We start from the raw sequence: 19,786 nt of genomic DNA, 5'->3' as shown, positions 1-19,786 counted from the left end.
GGGCATCTTTATGGAATTGCCTGATTTCGATACCCTGAAAGAGCTTGCCGCCACTGAGCCGGCCCAACTCGAGACGATACTGCAGCAACAGATAGATGAGTTGATGGCCCGGGCGGGGCCTGAGCAGCAGCGTCGTCTGTTGGGCCTGCAGTTCCAGATTGATGGCCAGCGCCGTCTGGCAAAAAACAATCTCGACAGTTGCATCCGGATTGCCAATATGATGAAAGACTCCTTTTATTTGATGCAAACCGAAATGATGCAATTCAAGGAGGAGGAGCTGCCAGATGAAAACGATAGCAGCAGCAAAATAGTCCGGCTGGCAGATTATCAACATCTTAAATAATCTTCTGTAGTTTATTTTTACCTGATTAAATCCAGCAAGCCTGACAGGAATATAGTCGGAGAGGGGATTCTGTTGTTATTTATAAGATGACTTGTAATGAAGTTGTGATTGCCTTGGCGTTATTTAATAAATAATGACGATATGTCACTGATAGCAGTAGATGAATAGCGGCAAGAAGTAAGCTAGTATGACCAAAGTTTTAATTGCTACGACTCGAAGGGATTATGAGAAGTATCACGCCAAGGCGGGTGTTGTCGCGGGAGCAGCAGACCGAGATCACCCGCATTATCGTCAAGGTGGGGCAAATGCTGGCCCAGTTTGGCGCAGAAAGCCGCATCATAGAGCAGACCACGGTTCGGTTGGGGTTGGCGCTGGGGCTGGAGAGCGTCGAGATGGCCATCTCCTCCAGCGCTATCGTGCTTACCAGCCTCTATCAGGGAGGATGCGTCACCACCACCCGCAGAGTACGGGAGCATGGCATCAATATGCAGGTGGTGTGCGAAATCCAGCGTATCTGCATCATGGCGGAAAAAGAATTGATTGGTGCCCGAGAAGTGCGCCAACGGCTCGAGGCCATAGTGCCGTTTCACTACCATCCCTGGTTGGTGGTGCCCATGGTCGGGCTATCCTGCGGCGCGTTCAGCCTGCTGTTTGGCGGTGACTGGCCCATCTTCCTGGTCACCTGTTTCTCCTCCGCCGTGGCGATGCGGGTGCGCCAGCTGATGGCTCGCCATCACCACAGCCCCTTGATCAACTTTGCTGTGACCGGCTTTATCGCGACCCTGCTCTCCTCCAGCGCCACCTTCTTCCATTGGGGTGAGCAACCCTATCTGGCCATGGCGGCCAGCGTGTTGCTGCTGGTGCCGGGCTTCCCGCTCATCAATGCGGTCTCCGATATGGTGAAGGGCTACTTCAATATGGGGCTGGCCCGCTGGGGCACGGCGACCCTGCTGACCATCAGCGCTGCCATCGGTATTATCCTGGCGATGACGGTGACGGGCATCTGGGGGTGGAAGGTATGATGGTTGTTGACTCTGAGTTGGCACATGAGGATCTGGCCATCAGCGCAGGAAGCCATATCGGCATCATTCTGACCATCTCGGTGACCGGAATCAGGGGGGGGACAGTATGATGGATCTGCTCTGGCTGCTGGCCAAGGATGCCTTCTGGTCGGCCATACCGGCGGTGGGTTTTGCCATGATCTTCAACGTGCCGCCGCGCATGCTCAAATATTGCGCCATGGGCGGGGCGCTGGCCCACAGCCTGCGTACCCTGCTCATCCATTACGGCATGACCATCGAATGGGCTACCCTGGCGGCGGCGACCACGGTCGGGTTTGTCTGCGTCTACTGGTCACGCCGCCTGCTGGCGCCCCGCCCCGTATTCAGCGTCGCTTCCATCATTCCCATGATCCCGGGCAGCTATGCGTTCAAGACCATGATTGCGGTGGTTGAGCTCAATATCTCGGGGGTGAGCATGGAGCTTATCCAGAGCGCGGTGGAGAACGGGTTAAAGTCTATCTTTATCGTAGGGGCCCTAAGTTTTGGGTTGGCGATCCCCTCTCTGGTCGTATATCGTAACCGGCCCATAATTTAGATGGTTTTGTGAGAGGCTGACACCATGAAGATTTCCATGATCGCCGCCATGGCCCAGGATCGGGTGATCGGCAAGGACAACCAGATGCCTTGGCATCTGCCGGCCGATCTGGCCCACTTCAAGCGGGTCACGCTCGGCAAGCCGGTACTGATGGGGCGCAAGACCTTCGAGTCCATTGGTCGCCCCTTGCCCGGGCGTCGCAATTTGATTATTAGCCGCAACGCCGCCTATGCAGCCCCTGAAGGAACCGAGGTATTTCCATCCATCGAGGCCGTGTTGGCAACGCTGGCAGAGGTGGGGGAAGTGGACGAGTTGATGGTGATCGGCGGTGGTCACCTCTATGGCCAGCTGCTGGCCAAGGCCGATTGCCTCTATCTGACCCGCATCGAGCTGGCGGTGGAGGGGGACACCCGCTTTCCTGCGTTTGATGACGGCCAGTGGCAGCTTGTTGAAAGCGAAGCCCATCCCGCCGACGAGAAAAACCCGCATCCCTATCGTTTCGAGACCTGGCAGCGCTGCTGCTGAACCTCATTGCATCATCGTTGAAGCCAAAAAGCCCCTGGTGCCGCACAAGGGGCTTTTTCTTGCAATGAAGCTTCTGCCTGGCAGACAAGATCTCTGCCATGGCTGCACCAAAGCGCGCTACTTCATTCGCTCCTTTTTTGGCTTGATATCGTTAGGGTTGTAATAATTTTTACAGCTTTGATGACTGTTCGGGAGCATGTCCCGGCGCCACCCCCGAAAAGCCTGATCTTTCTCCCGCTCTTCCTGACTGGTCAAAACGCAACAATGATGAGTTACCTGACCACATAATTCATGCTGGCATGGTCCATGCTTTTTTGACTCTCAAGCTTTCCTGTTTTTCATCCCGGCGATGGCGTCGCCAACCTTGTTAATACGGGTGATTCTGAACCTGCTGACGACTCCCATTTTCTTGCCAGCGTTCCCTCTGTCACTGACTGTTCAATAAAAATATCAATTATTTAAATGGCGAAGCATTTTTCATCCTGTCATCTGAATAATGTTCAACTTAATGTATTTTTATTGTTCAAATAAACCCTTTTCAATCAATGAATTGGCTGATTCCGTTCTTTTGGGTTGGGATATAACCCTTTTTTTCTAGATACAAATTGCTTAGTGTTAAAAGTAATTGGCTCACGTTCGGCAGGCAAATTGTCAAGATGTCGACCATGAAAAAAGGACAGTATGACAGTCAAAATCGAAGTCAAATCACTCTATAAAATCTTCGGAGAACAGCCGGAAAAGGCGTTCAAATTGCTGGCGAAAGGGCACGATCGCGCCAGCATTCTAAAAAAGACCGGACAGACCCTGGGTGTGCAGGGGGTCGATCTGGCCATCCACGAGGGGGAGATCTTCGTCGTGATGGGTTTGTCCGGCTCGGGTAAATCTACTCTGGTGCGGCTCTTCAACCGGCTGATCGAGCCGACCCGTGGTCAGGTACTGATCGATGGTGAAGACATTGCCACCATCTCGGACAGAGAACTGCGTCAGGTGCGGCGCAAGAAGATCAGCATGGTGTTTCAGTCTTTTGCTCTTATGCCTCATCTGACCGTGCTGGAAAATACCGCCTTTGGCCTGGAGCTGGCTGGTGTGCCACTTCTCGAGCGCCAGCAAAGTGCCCGTCAGGCTCTCGATCAGGTGGGGCTGGGGCCCTGGATGAATGCCTTCCCCGACGCCCTCTCCGGTGGCATGAAGCAGCGGGTTGGCTTGGCCCGCGCACTTGCCAATGATCCCGACATTCTGTTGATGGATGAGGCCTTCTCCGCGCTGGATCCGCTGATCCGCACCGAGATGCAGGATGAGTTGCTCAAGCTGCAGGCCAGCCATCAACGCACCATCGTCTTCATATCTCACGACCTGGATGAGGCGATGCGCATCGGTGATCGCATCGCCATCATGCAGGATGGGCAGGTGATCCAGGTCGGGACGCCCGACGAGATCCTGAGTCAGCCTGCCAACGACTATGTGCGTGCCTTTTTTCGCGGTGTGGATCTGGCCAACGTGTTCAGTGCCCGCGATATCGTCAGCCGCAAGCAGATGCCGCTTATCAAGAAGCACACCACGGACGGGCCGGCCAACGCCCTGCGCCAACTCAAGCAGCAGGATCGTGAGTTTGGTTATGTGGTTGATCGTGCTCGTCGTTTCGTGGGCGTTGTCTCTCTCGCATCGCTGGCGCGCACTGTGGATAGCAAGGGCAGCCTGGAACAGGCCTTGCTGGATGAGGTGACGCCGCTATTGGCTGATACCCCGCTGCATGAGCTGATCAGCCAGGTAGCGGCGGCTCCCTGCCAGGTGCCGGTTATTGAGGAAGATGGTACTTACCTGGGCCTCATTTCGAAGGCGAATCTACTCAACACCCTGGACAGGAGTACCCCGGCATGAAGCAATTACTCTCCCTCTGCCTGGCACTCCTGTTGCTGGCAAGCTACCCCGCATGGGCTGAAGAGGCGACGGCCAATCATCAAGATGATGCGGTCAGCAGTGAGACTAAGGACGCGGCCGAGGATCCCTGGGGCAGTTCAACCGAGACGGCGGTGGCCAGCAATGACTGGCAGGCCGAGCTTGCTGCGAAAGCGGAAGAGCCGGCTTTCGACCCCCTGGATCCTTTCCAGCATGCCTGGGTGCCACTCGATAGCTGGGTCGAACAGGGCATTGGCGTGCTGGTGAGCAACTTCAGACCCCTGTTCCAGATCATACGTGCACCCGTCGAAGTGACACTCAATGCGCTGACCAGTGCGCTGCAGAGCATTCCTTCTTCCATCATGGTTGTGCTATTGACCCTGGTTGCCTGGCAACTGGTCAGTGGGCGGATGGCGTTGGGGACGTTGGTCTCGCTGATCGGCATAGGTCTTATCGGTGCCTGGGCTGATGCCATGGTGACCCTGTCGCTGGTGCTGACTTCACTCTTCTTCTGCATCCTGATTGGCTTGCCGGCCGGTATTCTGCTGGCCCGTAGCGAGAAAGCGACCAGCTGGACCCGGCCGTTGCTGGATGCCATGCAGACGACCCCGGCCTTTGTCTATCTCATCCCCATCGTCATGTTGTTTGGCATAGGGAATGTGCCCGGGGTGGTGGTGACCATCATCTTTGCATTGCCGCCCATGATCAGACTGACCATCCTCGGCATTCGTCAGGTACCGGAGGATCTCATCGAAGCCGGGAATTCATTTGGTGCCAGCCCCTCCCAGCTGCTGCTCAAGGTGCAGCTGCCGCTCGCCATGCCCACCATCATGGCAGGGGTCAATCAGTCGCTGATGCTTTCCCTCTCCATGGTGGTGATCGCCTCCATGATAGCCGTGGGGGGTCTTGGCCAGATGGTATTGCGCGGTATCGGACGTCTCGACATGGGGATGGCCTCGGTAGGGGGGCTTGGCATTGTGCTGCTGGCCATAGTGCTGGATCGCATGACCCAGGCGATGGGCCAGTCCAAATCAGGGCATGTTGGCCGCTGGTATCGGCGTGGTCCTATTGCCCTGTTGCTCGCCCCGTTCGAACATCGCCACAAGACTCACACCAAAGGAGGACAAGTATGAAAGCCATTACCCAAGGAATGACGCTGGGTTGCCTGCTGCTGAGCACGGCCGCCATGGCCGGTGTCACGGTTCAACCCATCCAGAGTACGTTGCCGGAGGAAGCCTTTCAGACCCTGCTGGTGAGCAAGCTGCTGGGTGAGCTGGGTTATGATGTCAAACCAGCCAAAGAGGCGGACTACAACGTAGGATATGCCTCGGTCGCCAGTGGCGATGCCACTTTTCTCGCTTTCAACTGGGATCCGCTCCATAAGGACAAGTATGAAAAGGCCGGGGGCGATACCAAGTTCTACCGCAAGGGTACCTATGTGACCGGGGCGGCCCAGGGTTATCTCATCGACAAGGCTACTGCCGACAAATACGGCATCACCAACATAGCCCAGTTGAAGGATCCCAAGCTGGCTGCCCTGTTTGACAGCGATGGCGATGGCAAGGCTGATCTGGCCGGCTGCAATCCGGGTTGGGGCTGCGAGATGGTGATCAATCATCAGCTCAAGACGTACGGTCTGGCACAGACAGTGACGCATCAACAGGGCAATTATGCGGCCATCATTGCCGACACTATTACCCGCTTCAAGGAACAAAAACCCGTGCTCTACTACACCTGGACCCCGTACTGGGTGAGTGGTGAGCTGGTGCCCGGCAAGGATGTGGTATGGCTGGAAGTGCCTTATACCGCCTTGCCAGAGGGACGTGAGGGGGATACCCAATTGGCGAATGGCAAAAACTATGGCTTTGAAATGAATACCATGCACATAGTGGCTAACAAGGGGTTTGCCGAGGCCAACCCCTCTGCCGCCAAGCTGTTTGCCGAGATGAAGCTGCCCATCAATGACATCAACGTACAAAATGGGCTGATGAAGCAGGGTCAGAACAAGCCGGCGGATATCGAGCGTCACGCAGATGCCTGGCTCAAGGGGCACAAGGATTTGGTCAACGACTGGCTGACTCGGGCTCGCGCCGCGAAGTAAGCGGGGGCTGGGAACAAGAAAATGCAGCCATACCGCTCAGGTATCCAAGTTCTTTGAGTGTCACTTATAAAAGCGCCCGGCAGTTGCCGGGCGCTTTTTGTTGTCGGAAGGGTGCGTTGCCGGACGGGATCAGATGCCTGAACCGTCGCTCTCGCCGCTCTCCTCGTGCAGGCCGCATTCACGCTTGAGGCCGAAGAAGCGGGTCTGCTCCTCGCTCATGCCAGGCTCCCACTTGGTGGTGGTGTGCACGTCGCCGACCGACAGGTAACCTTGCTCCCACAGGGGGTGGTAGGGGAGGTCGAACTCCTTGAAGTAGTAGAAGACGTCCTTGTTGCTCCAGTCGATCACCGGCAGGAACTTGAAGCGGCCGCGCTGGATGGCCAGCACCGGCAGTGTGCCCCGGCTGCCGGACTGCTCCCGGCGCAGGCCCGAAAACCAGGTGCGGGCGCCGAGCTCGTTCAGGGCGCGGTCCATGGGCTCCACCTTGTTGAACTGGTTGTAGCGGGTGATCCCCTCCACTCCCTGCTCCCACAGGAGGCCGAAGCGGGCCTCCTGCCAGGCCGGACTGAGCGCGGCCCGGTAGATTTTGAGGTTGAGGGCGAGACGCTCGGTCAGCTCGTCGATAAAGCGGTAGGTCTCGGGGAAGAGATAACCGGTATCGGTCAGCACCACGGGCACGTCGGCCCGCTCGCGGCTCACCAGGTGCAGCATCAGCGCCGCCTGGATGCCGAAGCTCGATGACAGCACGTGCTCTCCTGGCAGGTTGGCCAAGGCCCAGCGCACCCGCTCGGGGGCGCTCATGGCGTCCAGCGCCCGGTTGAGGGGCGCCAGCGCCTCGACCTGCTCCTCCCGGCTCAAGGCCAGCAGGGCGTCGAGGTCGAGCCGACCGTCGGCGGTGCGCGCCAGCCGGGCTGTATCAGTCTGTTCAGGCTGCATAGAAGTCCCTCGCGGAGTCGATGACCGGAGCTATGATGCCGGCGCGAATGACGAAGTCGCCGAAGCACTCGCCCGGGTTGCGATCCTTGGCCCAACGGCCGATCAGGGCGTCCAGTTCGGTCAGGATCTGCGGCTCTGTGATGTTCTCCAGGTGCAGGCGCGGGATGCGGGTTCCCTCCAGGTTGCCACCCAGGTGCAGGTTGTAGCGACCCGGCGCCTTGCCCACCAGTCCCACCTCCGCCAGCATGGCGCGGCCGCAGCCGTTGGGGCAGCCGGTGACCCGGAAGATGATGGCGTCATCGGCGAGATCGTGCTTGGCTAGCAGCCCCTCGATGTCGGTGACGAAAGCCGGCAGCATGCGCTCGGCCTCGGCCATCGCCAGCGGGCAGGTGGGCAGGGCCACGCAGGCCATGGACTGCTTGCGCTGCTCGCTCACGCCGTCATCCAGCAGGCCGTACTGGCGCGCCAGGGCTTCGATGCGGGCCTTCTCGCTGGCGGGTACCCCTGCGATGATGAGGTTCTGGTTGGCGGTCAGGCGAAAATCCCCCTGATGCACCTTGGCGATCTCCAGCATGCCGCTCTTGAGGGGCTTGCCCGGGAAGTCCAGCAGGCGGCCGTTCTCGATGAACAGGGTCAGGTGATGCTTGCCGTCGATCCCCTCCACCCAGCCGAAGCGATCGCCACGGCTGGTGAACTCATAGGGACGTACCGGCCCGAACTGGATACCGGCACGGCTCTCCACCTCGGCTTTGAAGGCCTCGACGCCGACGCGCTCGAGGGTGTACTTGGTCTTGGCGTTTTTGCGGTTGACCCGGTTGCCCCAGTCGCGCTGGGTGCTGACCACGGCGGCCGCCACCTCCAGCACGTGGGAGAGGGGCACGAAGCCGAAATCGCTCGCCTTGCGCGGGTAGGTGCTGGTGTCGCCGTGGGTCATGGCCAGACCCCCGCCCACCAGCACGTTGAAGCCCACCAGCTTGCCACCTTCGGCGATGGCCACGAAGTTGAGATCGTTGGCGTGGATGTCCACGTCGTTGTGGGGCGGGATCACCACGGTCGTCTTGAATTTGCGCGGCAGGTAGTTGGAACCCAGGATCGGCTCCTCGTCATCCCCCAGCTTCTCGCCGTCCAGCCAGATCTCCACGTAGGCGCGGGTCTTGGGCAGCAGGTGCTCGGAGATCTTCTTGGCCCACTCGTAGGCCTCCTGGTGCAGTTCGGATTCCACCGGGTTGCTGGTGCAGAGCACGTTGCGGTTCACGTCGCCCGCGGTGGCGATGGAATCGATGCCGGTGCTGTTGAGGGTCTGGTGCATCAGCTTGATGTCGCGCTTCAGTACCCCGTGGAACTGGAAGGTCTGGCGGGTAGTCAGGCGGATGCTGCCGTACAGGCTGTGTTCCTCGGCAAACTGGTCGATCACCTGCCACTGGGCCGGGGTGATGATGCCGCCGGGCAGGCGGGCACGCAGCATGACGTTGTGCAGTGGCTCCAGCTTCTGGGCCGCGCGCTCGGGGCGAATGTCGCGGTCATCCTGCTGATACATGCCGTGAAAGCGGATCAGCTGGAAGTTGTCGCCGTTGAAGCCGCCAGTGAGCGGGTCCTTGAGATCCTGCTCTATGGTGCCGCGCAGAAAGTTGCTCTCGCGTTTCAGACGTTCGTTGTCCGCCAGCGGTCCTTCCACCGGTCCTGGAATAACTTGTTTGCTCATCAATAGACATCCCTTTGATAACGTTTGGCACGACGCAATTCGCTCAGATACTCTTCTGCTTCCTCACGGCTCTTCTGGCCATGTTCGGCAATCACATCCAGCAGGGCTTCCTGCACATCTTTGGCCATATGATTGGCATCGCCGCACACATAGAAGTGAGCGCCTGCTTCCAGCCACTGGTAGAGCTCGAGCCCTGCCTCGCGCAGGCGGTCCTGCACATAAATCTTGTTGGCCTGATCCCGGCTGAAGGCCAGGGAGATCTTCGACAGCAGGCCCGATTTCACATAGCGCTGCCACTCCACCTGATAGAGGAAATCCTGGGTAAAGTGCGGATTGCCGAAGAACAGCCAGTTCTTGCCGTCGGCCCCTTGCGCTTCCCGCTCCTGCAAGAAGGCCCGGAAGGGGGCGATGCCGGTGCCAGGGCCCACCATGATGACGGGGGTATCGGGGTTTTGCGGCAGGCGGAAGTTGTCGTTGTGCTCCACGAATACCCGCACCTCGGCATCTTCAGGCAGACGGTCCGCCAGGTAGGAGGAGGCGGCGCCGCTGCGCACTGTGCCATCTTCCTGCGGGTAGCGCACCACGCCGACGGTCAGGTGCACCTCTTCCTCCACCTCGCTCTGGCTGGAGGCGATGGAGTAGAGGCGCGGAGTGAGCGGGCGCAGCAGGCCGATCAGCTGTTCGGCTGTGAGCGCGGTCGGGAAGCGCTTGAGCACATCCACTACCTGGGCGCTGGCCACCAGCGCGTTGACCTGGGCCTTGTCACCGGCCAGATCTTTGAGCGCCGCGTTATCCGATATGTCAGCGAGCCCTGTGATAAAGCCGCCGTGCAAGCGGGTCAGCTCCAGCTCGCGGCTGAGCACCTCGCGCAGGCTGCCGCGGGCGGTGGCCTCGTCGCCGGAAAGATGAGCCAGCGCCAAGACCTCACCGACCAGGTCGGCATCGTTGTCAAACCAGATGCCCAGCGCATCCCCCGGCTGATAGTGGATGCCGGACTCTTCGAGGCTGATCTCGATGTGGCGGATATCCTTGGTCGAGTCGCGACCGGTGATCTTCTGGTTGACCGAGAGCCTGGCCGGGAAGGGGTTCTCCTTGCTGTACTGGCTGTGGCCGACCGCCTGCTGTACCGCGCTGGCCACGCTGCTGCCGGCAGGGCCGGCAGAGAGAGTGGCGGCGATGGCGTTGAGCGCCTGTTCGCCCCACGCCTTGGCGGCATCCTGATAATCCACGTCCAGGCTGGCGAGTTCATGCACCCGATCGGCGCCGGCCTTGGTCAGCAGGCTGTCAAAGTCCTTGCCGGTCTGGCAGAAGAACTCATAGGAGCTGTCACCCAGCCCCAGCACGGCGAACTTGAGCCCTTCCAGCTTGCCGACCTTGCCCTTCTTGAGCTGCTCGTACAGATCGACCGCGCTCTCCGGTGGTTCACCCTCCCCGTAAGTGCTCACTACCACCAGCAGGTGGGTCTCTTTCTTGAGCTGCTTGGGTTTGTAGTCCGTCATGGAGGTGAGGGTCACCGGCAGGCCACGGGCCTCGGCCTGCGCCTTGATGGCGCTGGCCACGCCCTTGGCGTTGCCGGTCTGGGAGCCGTAGAGAATGGTCAGATTGCCGGCGGGGGCAACGGCTGCAGTGCTTGTAGCGACAGGCTGTTGACCGGACTGGGAGAGACCGTAGAGATAACCGCTGACCCAGGCCAGTTGCTGGGTATTGAGGGTTGAAAGTGCCTGGCTCAGCTGACGTTGCTGCTCATCAGAGAGGGGGGCGAGGTGGGTCAAGGGATCCTTCAATTGCATCACACACATCTTCCATGGGCTGATTTTTGGTCAGAGTAAGGGGTGTGATGGATAACAACAAAGAATAAAAATATCTTCTTTATTCCATTGTTGCATTAAAAGGAGAGGGTGCAGGGATGTTAGCCATTCGGGGCGTGACGATTGTCATGGTATAAACAGCCATGAATGAGCCCCGGATTGATCACACAGGAAGCGTGAATGTCGACCATCAGATTGTTTCATGTCAATGCCTTCAGCAGGCAGCCCTTTGGCGGCAACCCGGCGGTGGTGGCGCTGGGGCCGAGCCAACCGGATGCCGGATTGCAGGCCATGGCGGCCGAGTTCAACCTCTCGGAGACCGCCTTTCTGACACCCCTTGGTTATGCCCATTACCGACTGCGTTGGTTTACTCCCAAGGTCGAGGTGGATCTCTGTGGCCACGGCACTCTGGCTGCGGCTCATGTGCTGTGGCAGACGGGAGCATTGGCTGTGCACGACATCATTCGCTTCGAGACCCGCAGCGGCGAGCTTCTGGCCCGGCGCGAAGGGGAGTGGATCTGGCTCGATTTCCCGTGCATTGCCCCGGCGCCGCTCGTTCTGGATCCGGCCTATGCGGCGGCGGTCGGTTGCCAGCCGCTGCAAACCCTGGCGGCCGGCGCCAAGTTCTTGCTGGAGCTGGCCAGCGAGGAGGAGGTCCGTGCGCTCACCCCAGATTTTCAGGCCCTGCGAGCGCTGCCCGGTCGTGGCCTGATGGTGACGGCGCCCTCGCGCGATCCGGACCATGACTTCGTCTCCCGCTACTTCGCCCCCTGGGTCGGGGTAGACGAGGATCCGGTGACCGGCTCCAACCACTGCGCCCTGGTGCCCTTCTGGGCCGAACGGCTAGGCAAACAGCAACTGCGGGCCCGCCAGATCTCGGCCCGGGGCGGTGAGCTGCGGCTTGAATTGCAGGGAGATCGGGTGCTGATGGCGGGTCAGGCCGTCACCTTGTGGCAGGGGGAGTGGCTGCTACCGCCGGCCTTATAAGCGGCAAGCTAGCGGCGTATTGAGCGTTCGCCACCGGCTGTGCCCGCCATAAAAAAAACGCCCCGCAGTTGCGGGGCGTTTTGATTGTCATGGACGGCAGCTGTGCTGCTGCGGCCCTGTTTCTTCGGCTCTTACTTTTGTGGACGCAGAGCCGGGAACAGGATGACGTCGCGGATGGTGTGGCTGTTGGTGAACAGCATCACCAGACGGTCGATACCGATGCCCTGACCAGCAGTCGGCGGCAGACCGTGTTCCAGCGCGGTCACGAAGTCGGCGTCGTAGAACATGGCTTCGTCATCGCCTGCGGCTTTCTGGTCAACCTGAGCCTGGAAGCGCTCGGCCTGATCTTCCGCATCGTTCAGCTCGGAGAAGCCGTTGGCCAGCTCGCGGCCGCCGATGAAGAATTCGAAGCGGTCGGTGACGTCCGGGTTCTGGTCGTTGCGACGGGCCAGCGGAGAGACGGCGGCCGGGTACTCGGTGATGAAGGTCGGTTGCAGCAGCATGTGCTCCACGGTCTCTTCGAAGATCGCGGTGATCACATGACCCAGCTCCCAGCTCTTCATCAGCTCGATGTGCAGGCGCTTGGCGACGGCGGTGGCCTTCTCCAGGGTCGCCAGATCGTCGCGGGTCACATCCGGGTTGTACTTCAGGATGGAGTCAACCATGGAGAGGCGCTGGAACGGCTGACCGAAATCGATGGTCAGGCCCTCTTCGCCCTCTTTGGCGTAACGGATCTTGGTGTCGCCCAGGATGTCCTGCGCCAGGGTGCGCAGCATCTCTTCGGTGAGATCCATCAGATCGATGTAGTCGGCGTAGGCCATATAGAACTCGAGCATGGTGAACTCGGGGTTATGGCGAACGGAGATACCTTCGTTACGGAAGTTGCGGTTGATCTCGTACACGCGCTCGAAACCACCGACCACCAGACGCTTCAGATAGAGTTCCGGAGCGATACGCAGGTACATGTCGATGTCCAGCGCATTGTGGTGGGTGATGAAGGGACGTGCGGAGGCGCCACCCGGGATGACCTGCATCATGGGGGTTTCCACTTCCATGAAGCGCTTGTCGTTCAGGAACTTGCGGATACCGGCCACCACCTTGGTACGGGTCACGAAGGTCTTGCGGGACTCTTCGTTGGCGATCAGATCCAGGTAACGCTGACGGCAGCGGGCTTCCTGGTCGGTCAGACCCTTGTGCTTCTCGGGCAGCGGGCGCAGTGCCTTGGTCAGCAGGCGGATGTCGGAGACGTGCACGGACAGCTCGCCGGTCTGGGTCTTGAACAGGGTGCCTTCGACACCGACGATGTCACCCAGATCCCACTTCTTGAACTGCTCGTTGTAGAAGCCTTCCGGCAGGTCGTCACGAGTCACATAGACCTGGATCTTGCCAGCCATGTCCTGCAGGGTCGCGAAGGATGCCTTGCCCATGATCCGGCGGGTCATGATACGACCGGCAATCTTCACCCGTTTACCCAGGGCAGTCAGCTCCTCGGCGCTTTTGTCGCCAAACTCTGCCTGCAGATCGCCGGAGAGGCTGTCACGACGAAAGTCGTTGGGGAAGGGATTGCCCTGGGCGCGCAGGGCGGCCAGCTTGGAACGACGCTCTGTCATCTCATTGTTGAGTTCGAGAGTTTGGTCGACTTCCGGAGTAGTGGTTTGTTCAGACATGGTGATTCCTGCTTGTTTACAGACCTGATTTCAGGCTGGCTTCGATAAACTTGTCCAAGTCACCGTCGAGCACCGATTGAGTATTACGGGTTTCGACGCCGGTGCGCAGATCCTTGATACGGGAGTCATCCAGCACGTAAGAGCGGATCTGGCTGCCCCAACCGATATCGGACTTGGTCTCTTCCAGGGCTTGTTTCTCAGCGTTTTGCTTCTGAATTTCCAGCTCGTAGAGCTTGGCTTTCAGCTGCTTCATACACTGATCTTTGTTTTTGTGCTGGGAACGGTCGTTCTGGCACTGTACCACGACACCGGTCGGGACGTGGGTGATACGCACCGCGGATTCAGTCCGGTTAACGTGCTGACCGCCGGCACCGGAGGCGCGGTAGACGTCGATACGCAGATCGGCCGGGTTGATATCGATTTCGATATCGTCGTCGATTTCGGGATAGACGAACACGGAGCAGAACGAGGTGTGGCGACGGCCACCGGAATCGAACGGGGATTTGCGAACCAGACGGTGCACGCCGGTTTCGGTGCGCAGCCAGCCGAAGGCGTATTCGCCGGTGAACTTGATGGTGGCGGACTTGATGCCGGCCACGTCACCCTCTGAGCATTCGATGAGCTCAGGCTTGTAGCCGTGGGCATCGCCCCAGCGCAGGTACATGCGCAGCACCATGTTGGCCCAATCCTGTGCTTCGGTACCACCGGAGCCGGATTGAATGTCGATATAGCAGTCGGAACCGTCGTGCTGGCCGGAGAACATGCGGCGGAACTCCAGCTCCACCAGCTTGGCTTCCAGCTGCTCGGCTTCGGCGATGGCTTCGTTGAAGGTCTCTTCGTCTTCCCCTTCCACGGCCAGGCTGACCAGCATCTCGACATCTTCCACGCCCTGGGTCAGGGTATCGATGGTGCCAACCACGTTTTCCAGCGCGACACGCTCCTTGCCCAGCGCCTGTGCGCGCTCCGGCTCATTCCAGACGTCGGGCTGTTCCAGCTCGGCGTTTACCTCTTCCAGACGCTCTTTCTTGGCGTCATAGTCAAAGGTACCCCCTAAGAAGCTCGGTCCGCTCAGACAGCTCCTTAAGTTTGTTCAATACAGGATTAACTTCGAACATCGTGAAAACTCTCAGGATCGATGTGATTTGAAAACGGGTCATTCTAGCCAATTGTGGAAGGAATAAACAGGGCCGCCTGTCCTTGTGCGTGCCCTGTAGGCAATTTCTGGTGCAGTTTTCCCCACTCCAGTAGAAAATACCGCCCGCAACCCGGAATAAGGGTTCAGTTCTGGCTAATAACGTCGCTATAACATACGGGTGCCATGCACTTTTTGGGAAATCCTGTTCCTGATCTCATAAGAAGAACCATGATGAAAAATCTATCACTCAAGCAAAAGATACTGTTATCGGTGGTGATCGCCCTCTCGCTGGTGATCACCTTGCTCTCCTGGCAAGGCTACAGCAGCCAGAAGTCGCTGCTGTTGCAAGGCAGTCAGGAGCAGGTACAGCGTCTGGGTAACCAGCAGGCTGAACGGATCAGCGACTGGCTGGCTGCCCGTCGTGATGTAGTGCAGGCCCTTGGCAACAAGGCTGGCGCCGAGCCCCTCAATGCCCTGCAGCAGGCACAGGTCTCCGGCCGCTTCCAGCTCACCTATTTTGGCGAGAGCAGCGGCAAGATGAATGACTCTGACCCCTCCATCAACCGTGACGGTTATGATCCCCGCTCCCGTGGCTGGTATCAGGAGGCCATGGCCAAGGGGGGCATGATAGTCACCAAACCCTATCTGGACGTGGCCTACAACATCCTGGTGGTGACCCTGGCCCAACCGGCCCAGGGCGGTGTGGTTGGCGGCGATCTCTCCATCGCCTCCCTGGTGGAAGACGTCACCAAGATGACTCTGCCGGCCGACGGTTTCGCCGTCATGATGCACAAGGACGGCACTGTCATCGCCTACAAGGATGCCGCCAAGGCGATGAAGCCGACCACCGAGATCGACAACGATCTGACCAACGCCCTGATTGAACAGAGCAAGGCCAGCCACGAGCTGGTGCCGGCCTACTTCGATGGCGAAGGGCGCGACAAGCTGCTGTGGGCGGTGGACATTCCGGATACAGACTGGGAGCTGGTACTGGTACTGGACAAGGCGACCCTGGAGGCGCCGCTCTCCTCCCTGTTGATGACCCAGCTCGGCCTGGCTCTGCTAGTGCTGGTGGGCAGCATCCTCGCCATCTCCTGGCTGGTCAGCCTGCTGCTCGGCCCGCTCACCAAGGTTTCCCAGGCACTGGCCCGCATTGCTGACGGCAACGGCGATCTGACCCAGCGCATCAAGATCGACACCAATGACGAGGTCGGTCAGCTGGCCAACAGCTTCAACCGTTTCGTCGGCAGCCAGCACCAGCTGATCGGCAATATCCGCAAGCTGGCCAGCGAGCTGGACGCCGATGCCGAGCGCAGTCTGGTGACCAACCAGGCGGCGGTCGAAGAGCTGCAGCGCCAGCAGCAGGAGGTGACCATGGTCGCCACCGCGGTGACCGAGATGGCGAGCGCCACCCAGGAGATCGCCAACAACGCCGAGAGCACAGCTGCTGCGGCCCAGCAGTCGGCCCAGAGCAGTGAGCAGGGCAAGATGCTGGTCAACAAGACTCGTCAATCCATCAACGGTCTGGCCGATGAAGTGGGTCAGGCGACCGAGGTGATCGGCGAGCTGAGCCGTCACGCCCAGGCCATCTCCGGCATCCTCTCCACCATCCAGGGCATCGCCGAGCAGACTAACCTGCTGGCGCTGAACGCGGCCATCGAAGCGGCCCGTGCCGGCGAGCAGGGTCGCGGCTTCGCCGTGGTGGCGGACGAGGTGCGGGTGCTGTCGCGCCGTACCCAGGACTCCACCCAGGAGATCCAGTCCACCATAGAGACGCTGCAGCAGACCACCTCCCGTGCCGTGAGCCTGATGCAGACGAGCCAGGGGCTGGCCGACAATAGCGTGCAGGATGCCGATGCCGCCGCCGCCGCGCTCGAAGAGATCACCCAGGCCGTCTCCCTCATCTCCGACATGGCGGGCCAGATTGCCACTGCCGCCGAGGAGCAGACCCAGGTGACCGGCGAGATCACTCAGAACACCACCGCCATCAAGGATGTGAGCGACGAGATCACCGCCGCCGCCATGCGGGATCTGGATCAGGCCGCCGGACTCAAGGGACGGGCAACCGATCTGAACCAGCAGGTCGCGACCTTTATCCTGTAATCAGGCAGACCCGTTGCAACCGAGCCCCGCGATCGATGATCGCGGGGCTTTTTATTGGCCGTTATCGTGGTAGTCGCGGTTGGTAAAGGGGAGGTAGAGGGAGAAAACCTGCGTTTAACTCCCATGTGCCATGTGCCATGTGCCATGTGCCATGTGCCAGGTGACAGCATATCTGGCCTTTGGTCAGCACTTTGCCATGCAGACTGATGCCCAAAACAGAGAGCCCACCTTGCGGTGGGCTCTTGTCATCATGGTTCTGTCTGGTCGGGATTACAGGAAGGGCAGCGCCATAAACAGTTTGATCACCATGGCGTTGATGATGTCGATGAAGAAGGCCCCCACCATGGGCACCACCAGAAACGCCAGGTGAGAGGGGCCGAAGCGCAGGGTGATGGCCTGCATGTTGGCAATGGCCGTCGGGGTCGCCCCCAGGCCAAAGCCGCAGTGACCTGCCGCCAGCACGGCCGCATCGTAGTTTTTACCCATGACCCGGAAGGTGACGAAGACGGCGTAGAGCGCCATCGCCACTGTCTGGGCGGCCAGCAGGATGAAGATGGGCAGCGCCAGGCTGGCCAGATCCCACAGCTTCAGGCTCATCAGCGCCATCGCCAGGAACAGCGACAGGCTGATGTTGCCGAGCAGGGAGACTTCGCGGTCACTCACCTCATGCCAGTTGAGCAGGGTCAGGGCGTTGCGCAGCAGTACGCCGACGAACAGCACGCAGACGAAGATCGGCAGCTCGAGGACACTGCCCTTGAGGTAGAGGGAGAGCAGCTCGCCCCCTTTCAAGCTGATGGCGATGAGCGCCAGGGTCTCAATCACGCTGAACGGGGTGAGCGGGCGCTCCATGTCGGGCATCTCGAAGCCCTGGGGCGCGTCATCCTGGTTGTGCTCTTCGCCCGGCACCTGCACCTTCTTCACCAGATAGCGGGCCACCGGACCGCCGATGAGGCCCCCCAGCACCAGACCGAAGGTGGCGCAGGCGATGGCGAGTTCGGCGGCAGACTGCACGCCGTACTTGTCGGAGAAGGTGGTACTCCAGGCCGCTCCGGTGCCGTGGCCGCCGGAGAGGGTGATGGAGCCGGCCAGCAGCCCCATGTGGGGATCCAGACCGAGCAGAGTGGCCAGGCCCACCCCCAGGCTGTTTTGTACCAGCAGCAGGCCGGTGACCACCATCAGGAAGGTGACCACCGCCTTGCCGCCGCGTTTGAGGCTGCCCAAATCGGCGGAGAGGCCGATGGAGGCGAAGAAGGCCAGCATCAGCGGGGTTTGCAGGCTGGTGTCGAATTGCAACTCCATCTGCAGGGTGGAGCGCAGCAACAGCAGTACCAGCGCGACCACCAGGCCGCCGGCAACCGGTTTGGGGATGTTGAAGGTGCGCAGCAGCCCGACGCGGGTAACCAGCAGACGACCAAGCAGCAACACCAGGGTGGCGGCGACAAGAGTGGCGTAGGAATCAAGTTGTAGCATTCAGTACTCCCATGTTGATTGGCTGTGTCTTTCGGTGGTGAAGACTCACAGATTCAGCCGGGATAAAAACAGTGCGGCGAACGTGCCAGCAAAGAAGGGGAAAGGTTCCCCGCTCCATGAAGATGGAGCCAGTGCGGGCCTGACATGCTCAGGCATCCAGATGAGATTTTGGTAAAATCCGGCGGACTGTAGCAAAAAACACCTATTAATTCCATATTTCATGCCTTGTTGACCATTATTTGTTCTTTTTTCGAGATTTAATACCTATGGGGTAGGGCGTGTTGAGGTTCGAAATGATTGGCTCCTGCTGCCTGTCCAACTCAGCCCGGGCGTGGGAAAAACAGCGTGTTTGACTGAGGGATAACAATGGATATGGCACACCTTGCCGCCCCATCGTGCCCGGGCAGGCATCACAAGATGCGACGGATGGGGTGTGAAGAAGAGGGGCTATCCCTATATAATCCGCCGGTTTCCGGCCCACTGATCCGGCCAACCAAGAGGAGAGGGTGTGAAGAAGTCCATCTACATCGCCTACACAGGCGGCACCATTGGGATGCAGCGTTCCGACCACGGCTATGTGCCGATGGCGGGCTTTATGGAAGATTGTCTGGCGCGGATGCCCGAGTTTCATCGGCCCGAGATGCCCGATTACCATATTCACGAATATGATCCCCTCATCGACTCCTCCGACATGACCCCGGCGGACTGGCAGCGCATCGCCGAGGACATTCGCGACAACTACGAGAAATACGACGGTTTCGTCATTCTGCACGGTACCGACACCATGTCGTTCACCGCCTCGGCGCTCTCCTTCATGCTCGAAGATCTGCACAAGCCGGTCATCATCACCGGCTCCCAGATCCCGCTCGCCGAGCTGCGCTCCGACGGCCAGCAGAACCTGCTCAACGCCCTCTATATCGCGGCCAACTACCCGATCCACGAGGTGACGCTCTTTTTCAACAACCAGCTCTATCGCGGCAATCGCAGCAAGAAGGTGCATGCGGACGGCTTCCACGCCTTCGACTCGCCGAACTATCCGCCGCTGCTCAACGCCGGCATCGCCATCTCCCTGGAGGCAGGCGAGCTGGGGGTACCGTCCGATCAGCCCCTGGTGCTGCACGACATCACCCCCCAGCCCATCGGCGTGGTGACCCTCTATCCCGGGATCTCCAGCGAGGTGATCGCCAATATCCTGCAGCAGCCGGTGAAGGCGCTGATCCTGCTCTCCTTCGGGGTCGGCAATGCACCGCAGAATCCGACCATGCTGGCGCTGCTCTCCGAGGCCTCGGCCCGCGGCGTCATCATCGTCAACCTGAGCCAGTGTCTGCATGGCAAGGTCAACATGGGCGGCTATGCCACCGGCAACGCCCTCTCCCGCGCCGGGGTCATCTCGGGCTTCGACATGACCGCCGAGGCGGCACTGACCAAGCTGCACTTCCTGCTGAGCCAGGGCTTGCCCTCCCACCGCATTCGCGAGCTGATGCAGCAATCCCTGCGTGGCGAACTGACCCCCTGAT

At 59.7% G+C, this 19,786-nt stretch carries 16 protein-coding genes; 10 read left to right on the top strand and 6 right to left on the bottom strand.

The genetic code is table 11. The features are described 5' to 3' along the window. Nucleotides 1-10: 10 nt before the first annotated feature. The 7 genes from BN1123_RS05425 (at nt 11) to proX (ending at nt 6,461) form a co-directional block, all read left to right on the top strand. Nucleotides 11-343 carry a DUF3135 domain-containing protein gene (locus BN1123_RS05425; protein WP_042025790.1) on the top strand — a complete coding sequence of 111 codons (333 nt, stop codon included), beginning with the start codon at nt 11-13 and terminating at the stop codon, nt 341-343. Between the two features lie 224 nt (nt 344-567). After that, entirely contained in the window at nt 568-1,365 is a 798-nt protein-coding gene (locus BN1123_RS05420) for a threonine/serine exporter family protein (RefSeq protein WP_042025757.1), read from the top strand. 106 nt (nt 1,366-1,471) lie between these two features. Further along, nucleotides 1,472-1,939, top strand: a complete 468-nt coding sequence (locus BN1123_RS05415) for a threonine/serine exporter family protein (protein ID WP_026456638.1) — start codon at nt 1,472-1,474, stop codon at nt 1,937-1,939. A 24-nt stretch (nt 1,940-1,963) separates the two neighbouring features. Continuing rightward, nucleotides 1,964-2,464, top strand: coding sequence for a type 3 dihydrofolate reductase (gene folA, locus BN1123_RS05410; protein ID WP_042025756.1), 501 nt, complete (start codon nt 1,964-1,966; stop codon nt 2,462-2,464). Nucleotides 2,465-3,145: 681 nt separating this feature from the next. Further along, complete coding sequence (gene proV, locus BN1123_RS05405) at nt 3,146-4,342, top strand: glycine betaine/L-proline ABC transporter ATP-binding protein ProV (RefSeq protein WP_042025755.1); 1,197 nt, start codon at nt 3,146-3,148, stop codon at nt 4,340-4,342. Further along, nucleotides 4,339-5,493 carry a glycine betaine/L-proline ABC transporter permease ProW gene (gene proW, locus BN1123_RS05400; protein WP_042025754.1) on the top strand — a complete coding sequence of 385 codons (1,155 nt, stop codon included), beginning with the start codon at nt 4,339-4,341 and terminating at the stop codon, nt 5,491-5,493. The genes proV and proW overlap by 4 nt, the downstream gene beginning before the upstream one ends. After that, complete coding sequence (gene proX / locus BN1123_RS05395) at nt 5,490-6,461, top strand: glycine betaine/L-proline ABC transporter substrate-binding protein ProX (protein WP_042025753.1); 972 nt, start codon at nt 5,490-5,492, stop codon at nt 6,459-6,461. The genes proW and proX overlap by 4 nt, the downstream gene beginning before the upstream one ends. A 129-nt stretch (nt 6,462-6,590) precedes the next feature. On the opposite strand, the gene BN1123_RS05390 is transcribed toward proX, so the two are convergent. Genes BN1123_RS05390 through BN1123_RS05380 form a run of 3 tightly spaced genes read right to left on the bottom strand, consistent with a single transcriptional unit; the run spans nt 6,591 to nt 10,889 of the window. Next, a complete protein-coding gene (locus tag BN1123_RS05390) occupies nt 6,591-7,397 on the bottom strand; it encodes a phosphoadenylyl-sulfate reductase (RefSeq protein WP_042025752.1) in 807 nt (268 codons plus the stop codon). Then, nucleotides 7,387-9,099 (bottom strand): assimilatory sulfite reductase (NADPH) hemoprotein subunit, encoded by a 1,713-nt coding sequence (gene cysI / locus BN1123_RS05385; protein ID WP_042025750.1) that lies wholly within the window; start codon nt 9,097-9,099, stop codon nt 7,387-7,389. Before cysI ends, BN1123_RS05390 begins: the two co-directional genes overlap by 11 nt. Further along, a complete protein-coding gene (locus tag BN1123_RS05380; RefSeq protein ID WP_042025748.1) occupies nt 9,099-10,889 on the bottom strand; it encodes an assimilatory sulfite reductase (NADPH) flavoprotein subunit in 1,791 nt (596 codons plus the stop codon). Before BN1123_RS05380 ends, cysI begins: the two co-directional genes overlap by 1 nt. 198 nt (nt 10,890-11,087) lie before the next feature. Between BN1123_RS05380 and BN1123_RS05375 the strand changes: the two genes are divergently transcribed. Continuing rightward, complete coding sequence (locus BN1123_RS05375) at nt 11,088-11,894, top strand: PhzF family phenazine biosynthesis protein (protein WP_042025747.1); 807 nt, start codon at nt 11,088-11,090, stop codon at nt 11,892-11,894. Nucleotides 11,895-12,025: 131 nt separating this feature from the next. On the opposite strand, the gene lysS is transcribed toward BN1123_RS05375, so the two are convergent. Both lysS and prfB read right to left on the bottom strand, forming a co-directional pair. Continuing rightward, nucleotides 12,026-13,561, bottom strand: a complete 1,536-nt coding sequence (gene lysS, locus BN1123_RS05370) for a lysine--tRNA ligase (RefSeq protein WP_042025745.1) — start codon at nt 13,559-13,561, stop codon at nt 12,026-12,028. 16 nt (nt 13,562-13,577) lie between these two features. Next, nucleotides 13,578-14,676, bottom strand: a protein-coding gene (prfB, locus tag BN1123_RS05365; RefSeq protein ID WP_124239217.1) for a peptide chain release factor 2 whose coding sequence is annotated in 2 segments (ribosomal slippage) — nt 13,578-14,600 and nt 14,602-14,676 — 1,098 coding nt in all. Because the reading frame shifts where the segments join, the coding sequence is not laid out codon by codon here. 251 nt (nt 14,677-14,927) lie between these two features. On the opposite strand from prfB, the gene BN1123_RS05360 reads away from it, so the two are divergent. Beyond that, nucleotides 14,928-16,799, top strand: coding sequence for a methyl-accepting chemotaxis protein (locus BN1123_RS05360; RefSeq protein WP_042025744.1), 1,872 nt, complete (start codon nt 14,928-14,930; stop codon nt 16,797-16,799). 270 nt (nt 16,800-17,069) lie between these two features. Here BN1123_RS05360 and gltS read toward each other — a convergent pair whose 3' ends face one another. After that, nucleotides 17,070-18,269: a sodium/glutamate symporter gene (gene gltS, locus BN1123_RS05355; protein ID WP_042025743.1), complete on the bottom strand. Its 1,200-nt coding sequence runs from the start codon at nt 18,267-18,269 to the stop codon at nt 17,070-17,072. Between the two features lie 508 nt (nt 18,270-18,777). On the opposite strand from gltS, the gene ansA reads away from it, so the two are divergent. Next, nucleotides 18,778-19,785: an asparaginase gene (gene ansA / locus BN1123_RS05350; RefSeq protein ID WP_042025741.1), complete on the top strand. Its 1,008-nt coding sequence runs from the start codon at nt 18,778-18,780 to the stop codon at nt 19,783-19,785. The last annotated feature ends 1 nt before the right edge of the window (nt 19,786 follow it).

This window comes from Aeromonas enteropelogenes (genome assembly GCF_000819845.1).
Taxonomy (GTDB): Bacteria; Pseudomonadota; Gammaproteobacteria; order Enterobacterales; family Aeromonadaceae; genus Aeromonas; species Aeromonas enteropelogenes.
The sequence above is the reverse complement of the archived record's forward strand: the minus strand, read 5'-3'. Positions and strand labels throughout refer to the sequence as shown.

Bases quoted from the DNA above. Each gene is read 5' to 3' on its own strand.
- BN1123_RS05425 (WP_042025790.1), top strand. From the start codon at position 11: ATGGAATTGCCTGATTTCGATACCCTGAAAGAGCTTGCCGCCACTGAG.
- BN1123_RS05420 (WP_042025757.1), top strand. From the start codon at position 568: ATGAGAAGTATCACGCCAAGGCGGGTGTTGTCGCGGGAGCAGCAGACC.
- BN1123_RS05415 (WP_026456638.1), top strand. From the start codon at position 1,472: ATGATGGATCTGCTCTGGCTGCTGGCCAAGGATGCCTTCTGGTCGGCC.
- folA (WP_042025756.1), top strand. From the start codon at position 1,964: ATGAAGATTTCCATGATCGCCGCCATGGCCCAGGATCGGGTGATCGGC.
- proV (WP_042025755.1), top strand. From the start codon at position 3,146: ATGACAGTCAAAATCGAAGTCAAATCACTCTATAAAATCTTCGGAGAA.
- proW (WP_042025754.1), top strand. From the start codon at position 4,339: ATGAAGCAATTACTCTCCCTCTGCCTGGCACTCCTGTTGCTGGCAAGC.
- proX (WP_042025753.1), top strand. From the start codon at position 5,490: ATGAAAGCCATTACCCAAGGAATGACGCTGGGTTGCCTGCTGCTGAGC.
- BN1123_RS05390 (WP_042025752.1), bottom strand. From the start codon at position 7,397: ATGCAGCCTGAACAGACTGATACAGCCCGGCTGGCGCGCACCGCCGAC.
- cysI (WP_042025750.1), bottom strand. From the start codon at position 9,099: ATGAGCAAACAAGTTATTCCAGGACCGGTGGAAGGACCGCTGGCGGAC.
- BN1123_RS05380 (WP_042025748.1), bottom strand. From the start codon at position 10,889: ATGCAATTGAAGGATCCCTTGACCCACCTCGCCCCCCTCTCTGATGAG.
- BN1123_RS05375 (WP_042025747.1), top strand. From the start codon at position 11,088: ATGTCGACCATCAGATTGTTTCATGTCAATGCCTTCAGCAGGCAGCCC.
- lysS (WP_042025745.1), bottom strand. From the start codon at position 13,561: ATGTCTGAACAAACCACTACTCCGGAAGTCGACCAAACTCTCGAACTC.
- BN1123_RS05360 (WP_042025744.1), top strand. From the start codon at position 14,928: ATGAAAAATCTATCACTCAAGCAAAAGATACTGTTATCGGTGGTGATC.
- gltS (WP_042025743.1), bottom strand. From the start codon at position 18,269: ATGCTACAACTTGATTCCTACGCCACTCTTGTCGCCGCCACCCTGGTG.